Origin of the sequence: Asanoa siamensis (assembly GCF_016862555.1) — a bacterium.
Lineage (GTDB): Bacteria > Actinomycetota > Actinomycetes > Mycobacteriales > Micromonosporaceae > Asanoa > Asanoa siamensis.
Genome location: NZ_BONE01000018.1, coordinates 54474 through 70806, shown reverse-complemented (window position 1 = coordinate 70806; position 16333 = coordinate 54474). Strand labels below are relative to the sequence as shown.

Annotated in this window: 18 protein-coding genes; 2 read left to right on the top strand and 16 right to left on the bottom strand. The window is 71.9% G+C overall.

All coding sequences use genetic code 11. From position 1 onward, the window contains the following. Positions 1 to 13 precede the first annotated feature (13 nt). The 6 genes from trmD to proS all read right to left on the bottom strand — a co-directional run bounded on the left by trmD (position 14) and on the right by proS (position 4284). Positions 14 to 748: a tRNA (guanosine(37)-N1)-methyltransferase TrmD gene (gene trmD / locus Asi02nite_RS13325; RefSeq protein ID WP_203712923.1), complete on the bottom strand. Its 735-nt coding sequence runs from the start codon at positions 746 to 748 to the stop codon at positions 14 to 16. Beyond that, positions 748 to 1278 (bottom strand): ribosome maturation factor RimM, encoded by a 531-nt coding sequence (gene rimM / locus Asi02nite_RS13320; protein WP_203712922.1) that lies wholly within the window; start codon positions 1276 to 1278, stop codon positions 748 to 750. Before rimM ends, trmD begins: the two co-directional genes overlap by 1 nt. Then, positions 1278 to 1538 (bottom strand): RNA-binding protein, encoded by a 261-nt coding sequence (locus Asi02nite_RS13315; RefSeq protein WP_203712921.1) that lies wholly within the window; start codon positions 1536 to 1538, stop codon positions 1278 to 1280. The genes rimM and Asi02nite_RS13315 overlap by 1 nt, the downstream gene beginning before the upstream one ends. Beyond that, the gene (rpsP, locus tag Asi02nite_RS13310) at positions 1513 to 1998 is read right to left on the bottom strand and encodes a 30S ribosomal protein S16 (RefSeq protein WP_203712920.1); all 486 of its coding nucleotides are present in this window, start codon (positions 1996 to 1998) and stop codon (positions 1513 to 1515) included. Before rpsP ends, Asi02nite_RS13315 begins: the two co-directional genes overlap by 26 nt. Positions 1999 to 2227: 229 nt before the next feature. Next, positions 2228 to 2878, bottom strand: coding sequence for a ribonuclease FAU-1 family protein (locus Asi02nite_RS13305; RefSeq protein ID WP_203712919.1), 651 nt, complete (start codon positions 2876 to 2878; stop codon positions 2228 to 2230). Further along, on the bottom strand, positions 2878 to 4284 hold the full coding sequence (gene proS / locus Asi02nite_RS13300) for a proline--tRNA ligase (RefSeq protein WP_203712918.1): 1407 nt from the start codon (positions 4282 to 4284) through the stop codon (positions 2878 to 2880). Before proS ends, Asi02nite_RS13305 begins: the two co-directional genes overlap by 1 nt. Positions 4285 to 4331: 47 nt before the next feature. Between proS and Asi02nite_RS13295 the strand changes: the two genes are divergently transcribed. Beyond that, positions 4332 to 4709 (top strand): carboxymuconolactone decarboxylase family protein, encoded by a 378-nt coding sequence (locus tag Asi02nite_RS13295; RefSeq protein ID WP_203712916.1) that lies wholly within the window; start codon positions 4332 to 4334, stop codon positions 4707 to 4709. 23 nt (positions 4710 to 4732) lie between these two features. Here Asi02nite_RS13295 and Asi02nite_RS13290 read toward each other — a convergent pair whose 3' ends face one another. The 4 genes from Asi02nite_RS13290 to ffh form a co-directional block, all read right to left on the bottom strand. Then, positions 4733 to 5815 carry an amidohydrolase family protein gene (locus Asi02nite_RS13290; RefSeq protein ID WP_239126695.1) on the bottom strand — a complete coding sequence of 361 codons (1083 nt, stop codon included), beginning with the start codon at positions 5813 to 5815 and terminating at the stop codon, positions 4733 to 4735. After that, positions 5812 to 6240: a VOC family protein gene (locus Asi02nite_RS13285; RefSeq protein WP_203712915.1), complete on the bottom strand. Its 429-nt coding sequence runs from the start codon at positions 6238 to 6240 to the stop codon at positions 5812 to 5814. Before Asi02nite_RS13285 ends, Asi02nite_RS13290 begins: the two co-directional genes overlap by 4 nt. A gap of 146 nt (positions 6241 to 6386) precedes the next feature. Continuing rightward, positions 6387 to 6788 carry a hypothetical protein gene (locus Asi02nite_RS41570; protein WP_239126687.1) on the bottom strand — a complete coding sequence of 134 codons (402 nt, stop codon included), beginning with the start codon at positions 6786 to 6788 and terminating at the stop codon, positions 6387 to 6389. Positions 6789 to 6823: 35 nt separating this feature from the next. Further along, positions 6824 to 8380: a signal recognition particle protein gene (ffh, locus tag Asi02nite_RS13275; protein WP_203712913.1), complete on the bottom strand. Its 1557-nt coding sequence runs from the start codon at positions 8378 to 8380 to the stop codon at positions 6824 to 6826. 309 nt (positions 8381 to 8689) lie between these two features. On the opposite strand from ffh, the gene Asi02nite_RS13270 reads away from it, so the two are divergent. After that, complete coding sequence (locus Asi02nite_RS13270; protein ID WP_203712912.1) at positions 8690 to 9667, top strand: hypothetical protein; 978 nt, start codon at positions 8690 to 8692, stop codon at positions 9665 to 9667. Here Asi02nite_RS13270 and Asi02nite_RS13265 read toward each other — a convergent pair. From Asi02nite_RS13265 to Asi02nite_RS13240, 6 genes are all read right to left on the bottom strand, one after another. Further along, complete coding sequence (locus Asi02nite_RS13265; RefSeq protein ID WP_239126686.1) at positions 9643 to 10308, bottom strand: response regulator transcription factor; 666 nt, start codon at positions 10306 to 10308, stop codon at positions 9643 to 9645. The genes Asi02nite_RS13270 and Asi02nite_RS13265 overlap by 25 nt on opposite strands. A 428-nt stretch (positions 10309 to 10736) precedes the next feature. Beyond that, the gene (locus Asi02nite_RS13260; RefSeq protein ID WP_444541770.1) at positions 10737 to 11912 is read right to left on the bottom strand and encodes a sensor histidine kinase; all 1176 of its coding nucleotides are present in this window, start codon (positions 11910 to 11912) and stop codon (positions 10737 to 10739) included. Between the two features lie 15 nt (positions 11913 to 11927). Beyond that, positions 11928 to 12749 carry an ABC transporter permease gene (locus Asi02nite_RS13255; RefSeq protein WP_203712909.1) on the bottom strand — a complete coding sequence of 274 codons (822 nt, stop codon included), beginning with the start codon at positions 12747 to 12749 and terminating at the stop codon, positions 11928 to 11930. Then, entirely contained in the window at positions 12739 to 13629 is an 891-nt protein-coding gene (locus Asi02nite_RS13250; protein ID WP_203712908.1) for an ABC transporter ATP-binding protein, read from the bottom strand. The genes Asi02nite_RS13255 and Asi02nite_RS13250 overlap by 11 nt, the downstream gene beginning before the upstream one ends. Positions 13630 to 13712: 83 nt before the next feature. Next, entirely contained in the window at positions 13713 to 15974 is a 2262-nt protein-coding gene (locus tag Asi02nite_RS13245) for a [protein-PII] uridylyltransferase (RefSeq protein ID WP_203712907.1), read from the bottom strand. A 2-nt stretch (positions 15975 to 15976) separates the two neighbouring features. After that, the gene (locus Asi02nite_RS13240; protein WP_203712998.1) at positions 15977 to 16315 is read right to left on the bottom strand and encodes a P-II family nitrogen regulator; all 339 of its coding nucleotides are present in this window, start codon (positions 16313 to 16315) and stop codon (positions 15977 to 15979) included. Positions 16316 to 16333 lie beyond the last annotated feature (18 nt).

The window sequence follows — 16333 nt, the reverse complement described above, 5'->3', positions numbered from 1 at the left end:
GGGGCGTCCGTGATCAGGTCAGGCCGTCCAGCGTCGCCCGGTCTTTCTTGTCGAGATCGGGAGCGTTGGGGCCGGTGAGCATGTCGGGGCGCCGGGTCGCGGTCCGCCGCAACGCCTCGTCGCGGCGCCAGCGGGCGATCCGGCCGTGGTCACCCGAGCGGAGGATGTCCGGCACGGCGAGATCCCGCCAGACGGGCGGCTTCGTGTAGACGGGCGCTTCGAGGAGACCGGCCGCGTGCGACTCCTCGGCCAGCGAGTCCGCGTTGCCGAGCACACCCGGTAGCAGCCGCACCACGGCCTCCATGATCACCAGGACCGCGACCTCGCCGCCGAACAGCACATAGTCGCCGAGCGACACCTCGGTCACCGGCATCCGTGCCGCGGCGTGGTCGATCACCCGTTGGTCGATGCCCTCGTAGCGACCACACGCGAAGATCAGATGCGACGACTCGGCCAACGCGTGGGCGGTCGCTTGCGTAAAAGGCGCCCCGACCGGCGTCGGCACGACGAGCCGCGACGACGGCGTGGCCAGCGCGTCGAGCGCCTGCCCCCACGGCTCCGGCCGCATCACCATGCCGGGCCCACCGCCGTACGGCGTGTCGTCGACGGTCCGGTGCACGTCGGACGTCCAGGTCCGCAGGTCGTGCACGCCCACGGAGAGCACCCCGGTCGCCTGCGCCTTGCCGATCAACGACAGCGACAGCGGCGCCAGGTAGTCGGGAAAGATGGTGACGACGTCGACCCGCATCACAGGTCCAGCAAACCCTCCGGCGCGTCGACGACCACCGTGCCGCCGGCCACGTCGACCTCGGGAACGATCGCCTTCACGAACGGGACCAGCGCGGTGCGGCCACCCGGACGGGTCAGCACCAACAGGTCCGACGACGGCGTGTGGTCGATCCGGGCGACGGTGCCGAGCACCTCGCCACCCGGGCTCACCACGGACAGACCGACCAACTCGTGGTCGAGGAACTCGTCCGGATCATCCGGAGATTCCAGATCGTCGGAGTCCACGCAGAGCAGCACATTGCGCAGGTTCTCGACGATGTCGCGGTCGTAGTAGCCGTCGAAGAGCACCAACGGACGGCCCTGGTGCCAGCGCACGTCCTCGATGGTCAGGGTCGCGGGCACGACGGAGGCGACGCTGGCCGCCGCCGGGTCGGTGACGAGCACCGACCCGGCAGCGAACCGCTGCTCTGGTTCGTCGGTCCGGACCTCCACGGTGACCTCACCGCGGACGCCATGTGGCCGGCCGATCCGGCCGACGACAAGGAGCATCAGTAGGCGTCGACGATGTCGACCCGGACGCCCCGGCCGCCGATCGAACCGATGACCTGGCGGAGGGCCTTGGCGGTACGCCCGCCGCGGCCGATCACCGTGCCCAGGTCTTCCGGGTTGACGCGCACTTCGAGCCGCTTGCCACGACGCGAGTCGACCATCCGGACGCGTACGTCGTCCGGATTGTCGACGATGCCCTTGACAAGGTGCTCCAGCGCGGGCCGGAGGGCCACGTCAGGCCTGCTCGCCGGAGTCCGCAACCGCCTGCTCCTCGGACTTGGGTGCTTCGGACTTGGGTGCCTCGGCCGCCTCGGCCTTCGGCTCCGCGGCCTTCGCCGCCTTCTTCGTGGCCTTGGTCGGGGCCGGGGCCTCGCTCAGGCCGGCCGCGGCACGCGCCTCGGCCTCGTACGCCTCACGCTGGTCGACGCGCGCGGCGGCGACCTTCAGCGGCGGCGGGGCCGGCAGGTTCTTGAACTTCTGCCAGTCACCGGTGCGCTCGAGGATCCGCTGCACGGCCTCGCTCGGCTGGGCACCGACGGACAGCCAGTACTGCACCCGGTCGGACTTGACCTCGATCAGCGACGGCTCTTCCTTGGGGTGGTAGATGCCGACGTACTCGATCGCTCGGCCGTCACGCTTGGTGCGCGAGTCGGCGATGACGATGCGGTATTGCGGGTTGCGGATCTTACCCATCCGCAGGAGCCGGATCTTTACGGCCACAGTCTGTTCGCTCCTGTTGCGATACGTGGGTGATCGGTCGGCGACGCAGTGGGGTTTGTGCCGAAGACCGTTCGTGGACTGGCCGCACACCCGGGGTAGAGGGCGCCGGGTGCGAGCCGGATACCAACGAACCATTCTGCCAGACGGTTCTCCGACGCATACGCCGGGTCGCCGCGCTCTGCTCGCCAGGTTCACGCTCACCCCAGCAGCCGCGCCGGCACCAGCGGGCTCAGCGTGCGACGACCGGGCGGTCCCAGCCCGCGGGCAGTGCCGTCGGCGTCACCCACGACGGGTCGGGCTGGAAGTCCGTCCAGGTGCCGTCGAACGGGAACTCGCCCGCCTCGATCCGTTTGACCACGCGCCGGCCCTCGGCGCGGACGGCCGTCTCGTCGCGTACCCAGTAGTGGTCCGGGAACGCGAGGCGCTCCGTGAACTCGTCCTCGTCCTTCCAGCGCCACGAGCGGTCCGGGGCGATCACGATGTCGAGGTCCTGGTCGACCACGTCGACACCGGCCAGGTCGCCGTCGTCCCAGCGGACCGCACGCTCCTCGAGGTTCACGTACCAGTTGTGGAACGCGCCGTCCGCGGACCGGAACCACCAGACCGAGTGGTCCTCGCCGACCGGGTGGAACTTGAGCACGCCGTTGCCCGCCCACGGGTGCTGCTGGACGTCGTACGACAGCGTGATCCACTCCGCGAACGGCATCGCCCGCATGCCGCGGCCGTCCGTGGCGATCTCGGAGGCCACCAGCGTGCCGGGCGCGACCCAGACCAGCAGGCCGCGCTCGTCGTCGCTGACCACCCGGGCCGGGCGGACCCAGCCCAGGCGGTCGTGCCGGGCGTTGCGGTGGACGATCAGGCTGCCGGGCGCGAAGCCCATCAGTAGGAGCGGCCGAGGATCGCGATCAGGTCCGGCTCGTCCTGCGAGTCCGGCACCGAGCCGTCGGCCCGCACCAGGCAGCGCACGGTCACGGCCTTGCCGTTGGCCTCGGCCTCGCCGTCGACACCGACCGCCGACCACGGCACCCGGGCCCAGCCGTTCGCCGACGCCTCGATGGCCTCGGCCAGGGTCGACACCTCGAAGGTGCGCGACTCGCGGAAGGCCAACGCCTCGTCGTGCATCCGCTGCTGGTCCTCCTCCAGCGCGGCCAGCACCCGGCCGACCACGTCGGCCACCGGCACGGGGGTCTTGCTGCTGTCGAACCGCCGCACGACGACCGCGTTTCCGGCCGCCAGGTCGCGCGGCCCGACCTCGATCCGCACCGGGTAGCCCTTGAGCTCGGCGTCGACCGCCCGCCGGCCGAACGCGGTGTCGACCCGGTCGTCGAGCCCCACCCGCACGCCGGCGTCACGGAGGGCGTCGCGCAGCTTGGCGGCCGCGGCGGCCACACCGTCACCGTCCTTCACGACCATCACGTACGCCTGGATCGGCGCCAGTCGCGGCGGCACCCGCAGGCCGTTGTCGTCGCCGTGGCTCATGATCAGGCCGCCGAGCATCCGGGTGGACGTGCCCCAGGAGGTGGTCCAGGCGTGCTCGACGCCGCCGCTGGCCGCGGAGAAGGAGATGTCGAAGGCCTTGGCGAAGTTCTGGCCGAGCTCGTGCGAGGTGCCCATCTGCAGCGCCTTGCCGTCGCCCATCATGCCTTCGAGCGTGTAGGTGCTGGTCGCGCCGGCGAACCGCTCACGGTTGGTCTTGCGCCCGACCACCACCGGGATGCCGAGGACGCCGACCATGAAGTCCTCGTACACCTCGTGCAGGATCTTGCGCGCGTAGCTGCGCGCGTCCTCCTCGCTGGCGTGCGCGGTGTGGCCCTCCTGCCAGAGGAACTCGCTGGTCCGCAGGAAGACGCGCGGGCGTAGCTCCCAGCGCACGACGTTGGCCCACTGGTTGAGCAGCAGGGGCAGGTCGCGGTACGAGTCCACCCACTTCGCCATGAACTCGCCGATGACGGTCTCGCTCGTGGGGCGGACGACGACGGGCTCCGCGAGCTGCTTGCCGCCACCGTGGGTGACGACGGCGAGCTCGGGCGAGAAGCCCTCGACGTGGTCGGCCTCGCGCTTGAGGTAGCTCTCGGGGATGAACAGCGGGAAGTACGCGTTCTCGGCGCCGGCGACCTTGATCCGCGCGTCCATCTCGGCCTGCATGCGCTCCCAGATGGAGTACCCGGCCGGTCGGATCACCATCGTGCCGCGCACCGGGCCGTTGTCGGCGAGCTGCGCCTTGGCGATCAGATCCTGGTACCAGCGGGGAAAGTCCTCCGCACGGGGAGTCAACACGCGAGCCATAACCGGAAATCCTAGCGAGCCCTGTTCCCGGCCTTAGGCTGGGGCGGATGACCACATCCGACCCGTCGCGGCAGGCGCTGGACACGGCCGAACGCCTGCTGGGTGCCCCGCTCGTGCTGCCCCTCGGGCCGGGCGAGCCGGCGGTCGGCGCCGACTTCCGCCGGCTGGCCACGGCACACACCTTCGGTGACTCGTGGAGCCGTCCCGGGCTCGACGACCGCACGCGAGCGTTGATCTCCGTGACGATCGCGGCGACGCTGGGGACGGCGGAGCCGCTCCGGGGTCAGTTGCGGATCGCCCTGAACTGCGGCGTGACCAGGGAAGAGATCGTCGAGCTCTTCATCCATCTGGAGGCGTACGCGGGGGCGGCGCGCGCCTTCGAGTCGTATCAGACGGCGCTGGCGGTCTTCGCCGAGTCCGCGTGACAGCGGCGCCTTTGCCGGCCGGGCTAACGGATGACGCGCCCGCGTAGGACGATCCGTTGCGGCGTCCGTACGAGTCGCAGGTCTTCCCGGGGGTCTGCCTCGTAGACCACCAGGTCAGCCAGGCCGCCCTCGACCAGCCCCGGAAACCCGAGCCAGTCCCGGGCCGCCCAGGACGCCGCGGCCAGCACGTCGGTCGCCGGTAGGCCCGCCTTCTCGTGCAGCATCAGCATCTCGTCGGCGACCACGCCGTGCGGGATCGCGCCGCCGGCGTCCGTGCCGACCCGGATCGGCACACCCGCCTCGTGCGCGGCGCGGACGACCTCCGGGAAGCCGGCGTGCAGGGCGCGCATGTGGGCCGCGTACCCGGGGAACTTGCCCTCCGCCCGCTCGGCGATGTCGCCGAACGTCTCGATGTTGATCATCGTGGGCACGAGGACCGTGCCGCGGCGGGCCATCTCGTCGATGTCGTCGAGGGACAGGCCGGTGCCGTGCTCGACCGAGTCCACGCCGGCGCGGACCAACGCGGACACGGCGGTCTCGCTGAACGTGTGCACGGCGACCCGGGCGCCGGCGGCGTGCGCGGCGTCGATGGCCGCGGCGAGGACGTCGGGCTCGAAGGTGAGGCCGAGATCGGCGCTCGACCGATCGAGCCAGTCGCCGACCAGCTTGATCCACCCGTTGCCGGCGCGGGCCTGCTCGGCGGCGGCGGCGGGTAGCTCGTCGGGCGAGCACTCGATCGGGATGCCGCGCAGGTGTGTCTTGGGCGCGGCCAGGTGCCGGCCGGCCCGCGACAGCCGCGGCGCGTCGGGGTGGTCGTCGAGCGCCGGGTACGGGAACGGCGAGCCGGCGTCGCGGATCGCCAGCGTGCCGGCGTCACGGTCGATCACGGCGGCGGCCAGCGCCTGCTCGACGGTGCTGATCGGCGCGCCGCCGGCGGCGATGCCGATGTGGCAGTGCGCGTCGACCAGGCCGGGCAGCACGAACCCGCCGTCGCTGACCGTCTCGGCGCCGGCCACCGGCTCGAAGGTGACGCGGTCACCGACGAGCCAGAGGTCGCGGGTGGTGTCGTCGGGCAGCACCACGCCGCGGACGTGCAGTGGGGTCAGCTCACGCACAGCTCGTTGCCCTCCGGGTCGGCGAGCGTCACCCAGGTGCTCGGCCCCTGCCGCCCGTCGTGCAGGAAGGTGGCGCCCTTGGCGACGAGCCGCTGCACGACGGCGTCGCGGTCGTCGCCCGTACGCAGGTCGAGGTGCATCCGGTTCTTGACGGTCTTGGGCTCCGGAACCAGTTGGAAGAGCAGCCGCGGGGCCCGCTCGAGCCCGTCGGGGTGCCGGATCGCGGCGCCGCTCCTCCAGACGAGCTTCCCGTTGTGCCGGGTGGTCTCGTCCTCGGTGGCATGACCCTGCTCGATCATGCTCCGAATGAACCCCTCGTCCTGCGGCTCGACCTCCCAGTCGAGCGCCTCGGCCCACCAGTCAGCCAACTCGTGCGGCCGCGCGCAGTCCAACGTCACCTGAAACTCGTATGCCATCCGGCGATCCTAAATGCGCGGTACGACATCACGCCCGTCCAACGCGGGCAGGTCAAGGCTCACCGGCCACGGCCGGCCTGTACGGAAGAAGCCCTCGGTGTGCCCGTCGACGACATATCGACCGTCCGGTCCGATGATCAACTCTGTCAGCGAGACGTGCGGTCCGGACAGATCGACGACCCAGTACAAGACAGTGCCATGCCGCCCTTGGGTGAACAGTCGTTGCAGCGCCCACCCAGCGATCTCCCCTGCGGAAGGACGTCGACGAGCAGGCGCGAGCTGGGCCGTTCGGCGACGAGGACCAGCACGTCGTCACCCGACTCCACCACGAACGCGTCATCAGGACGATGGGCCTCCAACGCCGCGAGAATCGCGTGTCGGACCCGCCCGGCGGACCTGGCCCTCCGAACCGGCAGCGCGCAGTCGCCCGGCTCCAGGATCAACCTTCCGTCGATCAGCTCGTAACGCACGTCGCCGGGCAGCTTGGCCAGGTCGTCGACCGTCCACTCCCCCTCCGCCGGCCCGAACGACGCTGCCGTTTCGCTCACCGCTTCCTCCGCTGACGCGAGCCGCCGGGCAGGGACTACTTGTTGTCGCCCTCCTGGCGGCGGAGCTTGTTGAAGTCGATCTTCGGCAGCTTGAAGCCCGGCGGCAACCCCTGCGCACCGTCACCCTGCAGCGCCGACGGGTCGAAGCCCGGCGGTAGGCCCGGCATCCCGCCCGGGAAACCGCCGCCCGGAACGCCGCCGACGGGGCGTGGGCGCGAGCCGCCCTTCGTACCCTTGCGCTTGTTCTTCGGGCTCTTCGTGGCCTTGCGACGCGAGCCCGGCAGGCCCATCATGCCGCCCATCTGCTTCATCATCTTCTGCGCTTCCGAGAAGCGGTTGAGCAGCTGGTTGACGTCCATCACCGTGACGCCGGAGCCGTTGGCGATGCGCGCCCGCCGCGAGCCGTTGATGATCTTCGGGTTGACCCGCTCGCCCGGCGTCATCGAGCGGATGATCGCCGTCACCCGGTCGAAGTGCTTGTCGTCGAGATCCGCCAACTGGTCCTTGACCTGGCCCATGCCGGGCATCATGGCCAGCACGTTGGCGATCGGGCCCATCCGCCGCATCGCGACCATCTGGTCGAGGAAGTCCTCGAGCGTGAACTGCTCGCCGCCCATGAGCTTGGCGGTCATCTTCTCTTTCTGATCGGCGTCGAAGGCCTGCTCGGCCTGCTCGATCAGCGTGAGAACGTCGCCCATCCCCAGAATGCGGCTCGCCATCCGGTCGGGGTGGAAGATGTCGAAGTCCTCGAGCTTCTCGCCCGTGGACGCGAACAGGATCGGCTGCCCGGTCACCTCGCGTACCGACAGCGCCGCACCACCGCGGGCGTCACCGTCCAGCTTGGACAGCACGACGCCGGTGATGCCGACCCCGTCGCGGAACGCCTCGGCCGTGTTGACCGCGTCCTGACCGACCATCGCGTCGATCACGAACAGGACCTCGTCGGGGTCGACGGCGTCGCGGATGTTGGCGGCCTGCGCCATCATCTCCTGGTCGATGCCCAGCCGGCCGGCGGTGTCGACGATGACGACGTCACGCGCCACCCGCTTCGCGTGGTCGATCGACGCCCGCGCCACGTCGACGGGGTCGCCCACCCCGTTGCCCGGCTCCGGCGCGTAGACCTCGACACCGGCCCGCTCGCCGAGCACCTGGAGCTGCGTGACCGCGTTGGGCCGCTGCAGGTCGGCGGCGACGAGCAGCGGCTGGTGCCCCTGCCCCGCCAGGAACCGCGCCAGCTTGCCGGCGAGCGTCGTCTTACCGGAACCCTGCAGACCGGCGAGCATGATCACGGTCGGCGGCTGCTTGGCGAGCTGGAGTCGCCGGGTGTCGCCGCCCAGGACGTTGACCAGCTCTTCGTGCACGATCTTGATGACCTGCTGCGCCGGGTTCAGCGCCTGCGAGACCTCGGACCCGCGCGCCCGCTCCTTGATCCGGGCGATGAACGCCCGAACCACCGGCAACGCGACATCGGCCTCGAGCAGCGCCAGCCGGATCTCCCGCGCGGTGGCGTCGATGTCGGCATCGGTCAGCCGCCCCTTGCCACGGAGCTTGGTGAAGATCCCGTTGAGGCGGTCGCTCAGGGTGTCGAACACGTAAACATCCCGTTTGTCATAGTTCGGTGGGCGAAGCAGGCCGGAAGGACCCTCGTTAGGGTATCCGGCCCTGTCCGCGACGGCCGCTCACGCCGGTGGCGGACGGCCATTCTGCCGGTTCAGATCAAGTTCCTGTTCTGCCCGGGTCCGCCGTGGGCGCGACCGTCGCTCCCGCCGGACACCGCTGCGCTTCGCTCCGCTGCCAGGTCCGCGGCGGGTCACCCCGCGTTCCTTCACCCCGAAGCTGCCCCCGTAAGGCTCACCCGTTCGGGGCGGCGGATTGTCGGACCCCTTCGTTAGCCTCCCAGCATGACCGTCATGGATTGGTTGCTCGACTCCGACCCGGCTCTCCGGTGGCAGGTGCTGCGCGATCTCGACGGAGCCGCGCCCGACGTCGTCGCCGCCGAGCGCGCCCGAGTGGCCCGCGAGGGCTGGGGCGCGCGGCTGCTGGCCCTGCAGGACGACGGCGGCGGCTGGGCCGGGGGCGCGTGCTTCCCCGGCCGGGGATACCGACACACCGGCCCCGACCACGAGCCCCCGCCCAACGGCGAAGACGGGCAGCCCTGGGTCTCCACCCTCCCGACGCTCGACGTCCTGGTCGAGTTCGGCGTCGACCCTGCCGACGACCGCGTCCAGCAGGCGATCGCGGGCGTCCGCGAGCACGTGCGCTGGGAATACGACTCCCTACCGTTCTTCGACGGCGAGGTCGAGGCCTGCATCAACGGCCGCACCGTGAAGATCGGCGCCTACTTCGGCCAGCCCGTCGACGGCATCGTCGACCGCCTGCTCGGCGAGCAATACCCCGACGGCGGCTGGAACTGCGAGCGGGAAAACGGCTCCACGGTCTCCTCCTTCGCCAGCACGATCAACGTGTTGGACGGGCTCCTCACCTACCAGCAGACCGGCGGCGACCGCGACGTCGAGACGGCGCTGCGGCGGGGCGAGGAATACCTGCTCGAGCGGCGGCTGTTCCGCCGCAGGACCACCGGCGAGGTGGTCGACCAGGACTGGCTCGGCTTCTCGTTCCCGTTCCGATGGCACTACGACGTGCTACGGGCGCTCGACTACTTCCGCTCCACCGGCAACCCCCCCGACGACCGCGTCAAGGAGGCCGTCGACCTGGTCAGGAGCAAGGAGCAGCCCGACGGCACCTGGCTGTTGGAAAACACGCACCCGGGGCTGGTCTTCTTCTCGCTGGAGGAGGGCGACGGCAAGCCCAGCCGGTGGAACACGCTACGCGCCCGCCGGGTCCTGGCCTGGGCTCAGAACTCGACCAGACCCGACTGATAGGCGAACACGACGAGCTGCGCCCGGTCCCGCGCACCAAGCTTGATCATCGCGCGGCTGACGTGGGTCCGGGCCGTCGCGGGCGAAACCACCAGTCGCCCCGCGATCTCCTCGTTGGACAGTCCTTCACCGACCAGCCCGACGATCTCGCGCTCACGCTCGGTCAAGGCACCAAGCTGCGGGTGCGGCTTGAGCGTCCGCGACGGCCGAGCGGAAAACTCGCGCACGACCCGCCGCGTAACGGACGGCGACAACAACGCCTCGCCGGCGGCCACGAGCCGAATGGCCCGCAACAACTCAGCGGGCTTGGTGTCCTTGGTCAGAAACCCGCTGGCCCCACACCGCAACGCGTCGAACACGTACTCGTCCAGCTCGAACGTCGTCAACACGATCACCCGCGTCCCCTCCAACGCGGGATCCGCCACGATCCGCCGGGTGGCCTCGATCCCATCGATCCCGGGCATCCGCACATCCATCAACACAATGTCCGGCGCGGCCGCCGCGGCCCGCGCCACCACATCCAGCCCGTCGACGGCCTCCCCGACAACCCGCATGCCGTCTTCGGCATCAACCAACGACCGCAACCCGATCCGCACCAGATCCTGATCGTCCGCGATCAGCACGCCGATCTCATCCGCCACACCACTCACTCTCCCCATCGCCCACCCACCGCCGCCCCCAACGAGCCCGCGGGCCAACCTGACCCGGTCACCACCCACCACCACATCCCCAACGGCCCGCGACGAGCGCACGGCCGGCAGACGAACACCCGCTCGCCGCCGATACGCCACCGTGCCACCGCACCACGCCGGGGCGCCACCGCCACCGTGCCGCCCCGCCGCGCCCGCGCGCCGTCGCCACCGCGAGCTTTCCGCTGCGTGGCACCGCACCCCGCGCCAGACGCCATTGCGCCACCGCACCACCACGCCGCGAGCCTCCGCGCCAACTCCACCACCGCACTGCGCAGCCCCCGCCACCGCACCAAACGCACCGCGCGCCGGTGCGCTACCGCGCGATCGCCCACCAGCTCGCCTCCGCGCCTCTGCGCCGTTGGCCCAGCGGATGAGCGTCACCACTGGCCATCCGTGTCGGTGGAGTCGTCAGGGGCTACCGGGAGTTCGGCGCGGACGCGCCAGCCACGGCCCGCCGTCAGCGGGCCCGCCGAGAGCGTGCCCCCCAAGGCCGTAACCCGCTCCCGCATGCCCTCCAAGCCGTGGCCCGGCGAACCCACCGGGACCACCCCTCCGCGGCCTGTGTCCGTCACCTCGACCACCACCGAGGACGGCAGGTGGGTGATCGCGACCGTCGCCGCCGCCGTGCCCGCGTGGCGTAGGACGTTGGTCAAGGATTCCTGGACCACCCGGTACGCCGCCAGATCCACTGCCAGCGGCAGCTCCACCGCCGAACCCGTCACCGACAGCGTCACCGGCAGGCCCGACTCCGCCAAGCGGTCGCGGAGCGCCGGGACCTGGCCCAGGCCCGGCGCCGGGGCACGGTCGCCGCGTTGGCGAAGCACCGCGAGCGTCACCCGGAGCTCGTCGAGCGCCTCCTTGCTGCTGCGGCTGATCCGGGTCAGCGCCGCCTCCGCCTCGGAGGGCTTGCGGGGCAGCAGGTGCAGCGCGATCTCCGCCTGCATGTTGATCGCCGCCAACCCGTGGCCGACCACGTCGTGGACCTCTTGCGCCACCCGCAGGCGCTCATCGTCGGCGATCCGGCGGGCCTCGTCGGCGCGCGCCCGTTGCACCGCCTCCCGGCTGACCTTGACCGTCACCCCGATCGCGAACGGCACCGCGACGAACGCCGCAGCCGGGAGGAGACCGCCGAACTTGGTGTTGGTGAAGTCGTGAAAGGGGAAGAACGCGTGGAGGGCGAGCAGGACGAACGCGACCCCGCCGAACCAGACCGCCCGGCTCAGTGGCAGCTCCCGCGCCACGGTGTAGATGGACACCGCGAAGCTGATCAGGATCGGACCGTAGGGATAACCGACGATCAGGTACGCCGCGGTCAGCCCGGCCACCACCCCCAGCGTGGTCACCGGCCAGCGCCGCCGGACGATCAGCACCGCCGCCGCCGCGAAGATCATCCCGTATGCCAGGGGGTCCAGGGCAGTACGCAGCGTCCCGGTCGCTTCCTGGTTCTGCTCCGCGAACTGCGACCCGAACCCCCCCATAAGCAGCAGAAACGCCGTAATGAGCCCATCCACCAGCCAACGGCGCAGGGCGCTATGGCGCAAGCGCGAGCTCATTACAGCCTCCACAGTTCAGAGAATGTCACGGCGGCGAAGAACCACCGCACCGAGCGCGACGAAACCGACCAGATATGCCGCGACCACCACCGTCGCCGGGCCGCCGCTCAGCACCGCCTCGACCCCGGGCGTGCCCACCGGCGCACCCAGCGACGAGACCAGCGAGCCCGCCCCCGGCCCCGGCAGCCCCCGTTGCGCCGAGTCCACCCAGGGCAGCAGCGGCGCCGCCAGCTCCGAGATCAGGTTCTGCACGACCAGCATCCACACCAGACCGAGCCCGACCGCGAGCGCCACCCCCCGCAGCAGGATCCCCAGCACGGCCCCGAACATCGTCCACATCGTGGCGATCAGCCACCCCGCCCCGATCCCGCGCAGGATGTCGAACGCCGACGGGAACGTCATCGACGCGTCCTCGGCAGCCGCGATCAACAGGCTGGCGACCGTGCCCATCAGGAAGATCGCGAGTACGAAGCCCAGCGCGGCCAGCGTCAGCACCGACAGCTTCCCGGCCAGCACCGCGCCCCGCGACGGCCCCTGGGTGAGCACGGTCTTCCACGCGCCCCAGCCGTACTCGCCCCCGACGAACAGCACCCCGAGCACCACGAGCAGCGCGCCGAGGAAGACCGGATAGCCCGCGAGGGTGTTGCCCACGATCGAGGCGGGCAGGACGGCCGCGAGGCCACGGTCGGCGGTCGGCCCGGCGGTGCCGGTGGTGGCGCCGAGATAAGGGATCACGTACGCGAAGAGCGCCCCGAGCGCCAGTGCGATGCCGAGCAGCAGCCATACCGCCGGCCGCTTCGTCAGCTTGACCAGCTCCGCGCGGAAACTACCGACCATTGCTCTCACCCCCGGTGAGCTCGAGGAACACCTGCTCCAGGTCGCGCTCCCGCGGCCGCAGCTCGCTGACCGAGACGCCCGCCTTCACCAGCGACTCGTTGATCTCTCCGGCCCGCGCGGGGTCGACGGTGACGTCCAGCCCACCGTCCACGACCGTGACGGCGGCGGTCCCGAGCACCAGCCGCAGCCAGGACGCCGCGTGCTCGACCGGCGTCGCCTGGATCCGCAGCCCGGCGGCCCCGCGCAGCTCGGCCACCGAGTTCTCCTCGATGAGCTGCCCGCGCGCGATGATCCCGACGCGGTCGCAGATCTGCGAGACCTCGGCGAGCAGGTGACTGGAGATCAGCACCGTCGATCCGGCCGCCCCGAGTCGGCGGATCAACGCCCTCATGTCCGCCATCCCGGCGGGGTCGAGCCCGTTGGTCGGCTCGTCCAGGATCAGCAGGGTCGGATCCTTGAGCAGCGCGGCCGCCACCCCGAGCCGCTGCTTCATTCCGAGCGAGTAGGTCGCGTACTTGTGCCGGGAACGCGCCGCGAGATCCACCAGATCGAGGACGACGTCGATCCGCCGCGCCTCGACACCGGCATAGCTGGCCAGCACCCGCAGGTTGTCCCGCCCGCTCAGGTAGGGATAGAACGCCGGCCCCTCGATCATCGCGCCGACCCCGGAGAGATCGCCCGGCGGCCGCCCGTGCAACAGCACCTTTCCGCCCGTCGGCCGGACCAGCCCGAGCAGCATCCGCAAGGTGGTCGTCTTCCCCGCGCCGTTGGGCCCGAGGAACCCGTAGACCTCACCAGCCCGGACGACCAGATCGAGATCCTGTACGGCCACCACCTCGCCGTACCGTTTCGTCAGCTTTTCGCACACCACCGGTTCCATGACCACAGGCTGCCCGCCGGCGCGCGCGAACACGTCCGCACGAAAGCGGCACCCCGCCTACGCCCGGTGACGTACGAGCGGCCTCAGCCCTGGGCGGCGGCGAGCACGGCAGCCTCGACCGCCTGCTCGCCCGAGCCGAAGCCGACCAGGTAGAAGGCGTCCACCACGTCACCACCGAGGGTGGAGATGCGGGCGGCGCGGACCGCGGCGCCGGCCTCGTCCAGGGCGGCCGCCACCCGGTAGAGCAGGGCCGGCGAGTCCGCCGCCCGCAGTTCCAGGACCACGGCGTCCGTGGCCGCGTCGCGGTGCCAGACCACCCGCGGCGGCGCGCCCGAGCCCGCCGCCGGCCGCCCGCCCCGGCCGCGCAGCCGCTGCGTCACCGACACGTCCCCGGCCACCGCCCGCCGCAGGTCGCTGGTCAACGCGATCGGGTCGGGCGGCGTCCCGTACCGCGGCTGCACCAGGAACTCGACCAGCGCCCGCCCGGACACTGTGGACACGTCCGCGCCGAGCACGTCCAACCGGTGCAGCGCCAGACAACCCGCGACCGCCGCGAGCAGGCCGCGACGGTCCGCGGCGGCCACCGCCACCCGGTCGCCGTCCAGGTGCACGGCCGGCAGCGGTCCTTCCACCAGAGCCGGGTCGGGGGTCGGCAGCGCCGGCAGCACACCGGTGTCCAGCGCCGTGTGCGTCCGCCGGACCAACTCCGCGACGAGGCGGCCCTTCCAGTCGGACCACGCCGCCGGCCCCGTCGCCAGGGCGTCCGCCCGGGCCAGCCCGTGCAGCAGGTCGAGGGTGGTGGCGTCGCCCACGGCCGCGGCCACGGAGGCGATCGTCTTCGGGTCCGAGAGGTCCCGCCGCGTCGCCACCTCCGGCAGCAGCAGGTGCAGCCGCACCAGCTTGGCGATCAGGTCGACGTCGTCGGCCGGCAGCCCGATCCGGGTCGCCACCGCCGCCGCGACCGGCGCGCCCACGGTGCTGTGGTCACCGGGCAGGCCCTTGCCCACGTCGTGCAGGAACGCGGCGAGCAGCAACAGGTCCGGCCGGTCCACCGACCGGGTGAACCCGGCCGCCTCCGCGGCCGCCTGCACGAGGTGCCGGTCCAGGGTGAACCGGTGCACCGGGTTGTGCTGCGGCAGGCTGCGCATCCGCGGCCACTCGGGCAGCCAGCCGTCGACCAGCCCGTACCGGTCGCAGGTCTCCCAGGCCGGCACGAGCCCGGCACCGGCGCCGAGCAGGGTGACCAGCGCGGACCGCGCCGCCACCGGCCACGGCGACGGCAGTGGCGGGCAGTACGCCGCGAGCCACTCGCACGTCGCCCGCGAGATCGGCAGCCGCGTGGTGGCGGCCGCCGCCGCGACCCGCAGCGACAGCGACGGATCGGGCCGCGCGCCGATCGCGGTGCGGGCCAGGACCAACTCGCCGTCCTGCTCCACCACGTCCCGCGCCACCGGCCGGCGCGCCGGCTTACCGTCGGCGGCCCGCCGCCGGATCACCCGGACCCGGTCCGCGGCCCGCCAGGCGTCGTCGAGGGCGTTGGCGACGGTTCGGGCGTCGCCCGCCACCCGCCGCAGCAGCGCGTCACCGTCGTCGAGGCCCAGCAACGACGCGACGGCCGCCCGCTCCTGCGCGACCAGCCGGTCGACCCGCCGGCCGACGGCGACGTGCAGCGCGTCGCGCGCGTCCAGCAACCGCAGGTGCGCGGCCCGGACCGCGGGTCGCAGGGCGTCGGTGACACCGGACAGCGCGATCCCCCGCAACACGCCGACGTCCCGCAAACCGCCGGCGGCCTCCTTGAGATCCCCCTCCAGCAGGAAGGCCAGCTCCCCGTGCGCCTCCCAGCGCGCCGTGGTCACCGACCGCAGCGCCGGTAGCTGCCGGATCGCGGTCCGCCGCCACTGGTCGGCGGCCGCGGAGGCCAGTTGCGCGGTCAACTCCGCGTCACCGGCGACGTGCCGGGCGTCGAGCAGGCCCAGCGCCACCTTCACGTCGTCGTGCGCCACCGACAGCGCCTCGGGCACCGTCCGCACGGAATGGTCGAGGCCGAGCTTCGCGTCCCAGATCGGGTACCAGAGCGCGGCCGCCAGGTCGCCGATTCCCGGCACGCCGGCGTGCAGCAGGACCAGATCGAGATCGGCGTACGGCGCGCACTGGCGCCGCCCGAGCCCACCGACCGCGACCAGCGCGACGCCGGCCGCGGGCGGAGCGACGGACGCGAACAGCGCCCGCAGCCAGGCGTCCAGCGCGTCGGAGCGGGCGGCCCGCGCCGCCGGGCCGATCCCCTCGACCACGACGAGGGGATCGACCCCGACCGCGGCCGGCGCCGATCCCCCTGTCGTCTTCATGCTCAGAGCGCGTCGAGGCCGCGCTCGCCGGTGCGGACCCGGACCACGTCGTCGACCGACGTCACCCAGACCTTCCCGTCGCCGATCTTGCCTGTCCGCGCCGCCGCGACCACCGCGTCGACCACCTTGTCGACGTCGATCTCGTCGGTCAGCACCTCGACCCGGATCTTCGGCAGGAACTCGACCGTGTACTCGGCACCCCGGTAGACCTCGGTGTGCCCCTTCTGGCGGCCGTAACCCTGCACCTCGCTGACGGTCAAGCCGGCCACGCCGAGGGCGTGCAGGGCCTCCTTGACCGCGTCCAGCTGGTAGGGCTTGATGACCGCGGTCACCAGCTTCATGTCCAACCCCTCCATCGC

Bases quoted from the DNA above. Each gene is read 5' to 3' on its own strand.
- trmD (WP_203712923.1), bottom strand. From the start codon at position 748: ATGCGGGTCGACGTCGTCACCATCTTTCCCGACTACCTGGCGCCGCTG.
- rimM (WP_203712922.1), bottom strand. From the start codon at position 1,278: ATGCTCCTTGTCGTCGGCCGGATCGGCCGGCCACATGGCGTCCGCGGT.
- Asi02nite_RS13305 (WP_203712919.1), bottom strand. From the start codon at position 2,878: ATGGGCTTCGCGCCCGGCAGCCTGATCGTCCACCGCAACGCCCGGCAC.
- proS (WP_203712918.1), bottom strand. From the start codon at position 4,284: ATGGCTCGCGTGTTGACTCCCCGTGCGGAGGACTTTCCCCGCTGGTAC.
- Asi02nite_RS13295 (WP_203712916.1), top strand. From the start codon at position 4,332: ATGACCACATCCGACCCGTCGCGGCAGGCGCTGGACACGGCCGAACGC.
- Asi02nite_RS13285 (WP_203712915.1), bottom strand. From the start codon at position 6,240: ATGGCATACGAGTTTCAGGTGACGTTGGACTGCGCGCGGCCGCACGAG.
- Asi02nite_RS13270 (WP_203712912.1), top strand. From the start codon at position 8,690: ATGACCGTCATGGATTGGTTGCTCGACTCCGACCCGGCTCTCCGGTGG.
- Asi02nite_RS13260 (WP_444541770.1), bottom strand. From the start codon at position 11,912: ATGAGCTCGCGCTTGCGCCATAGCGCCCTGCGCCGTTGGCTGGTGGAT.
- Asi02nite_RS13255 (WP_203712909.1), bottom strand. From the start codon at position 12,749: ATGGTCGGTAGTTTCCGCGCGGAGCTGGTCAAGCTGACGAAGCGGCCG.
- Asi02nite_RS13250 (WP_203712908.1), bottom strand. From the start codon at position 13,629: ATGGAACCGGTGGTGTGCGAAAAGCTGACGAAACGGTACGGCGAGGTG.
- Asi02nite_RS13245 (WP_203712907.1), bottom strand. From the start codon at position 15,974: ATGAAGACGACAGGGGGATCGGCGCCGGCCGCGGTCGGGGTCGATCCC.
- Asi02nite_RS13240 (WP_203712998.1), bottom strand. From the start codon at position 16,315: ATGAAGCTGGTGACCGCGGTCATCAAGCCCTACCAGCTGGACGCGGTC.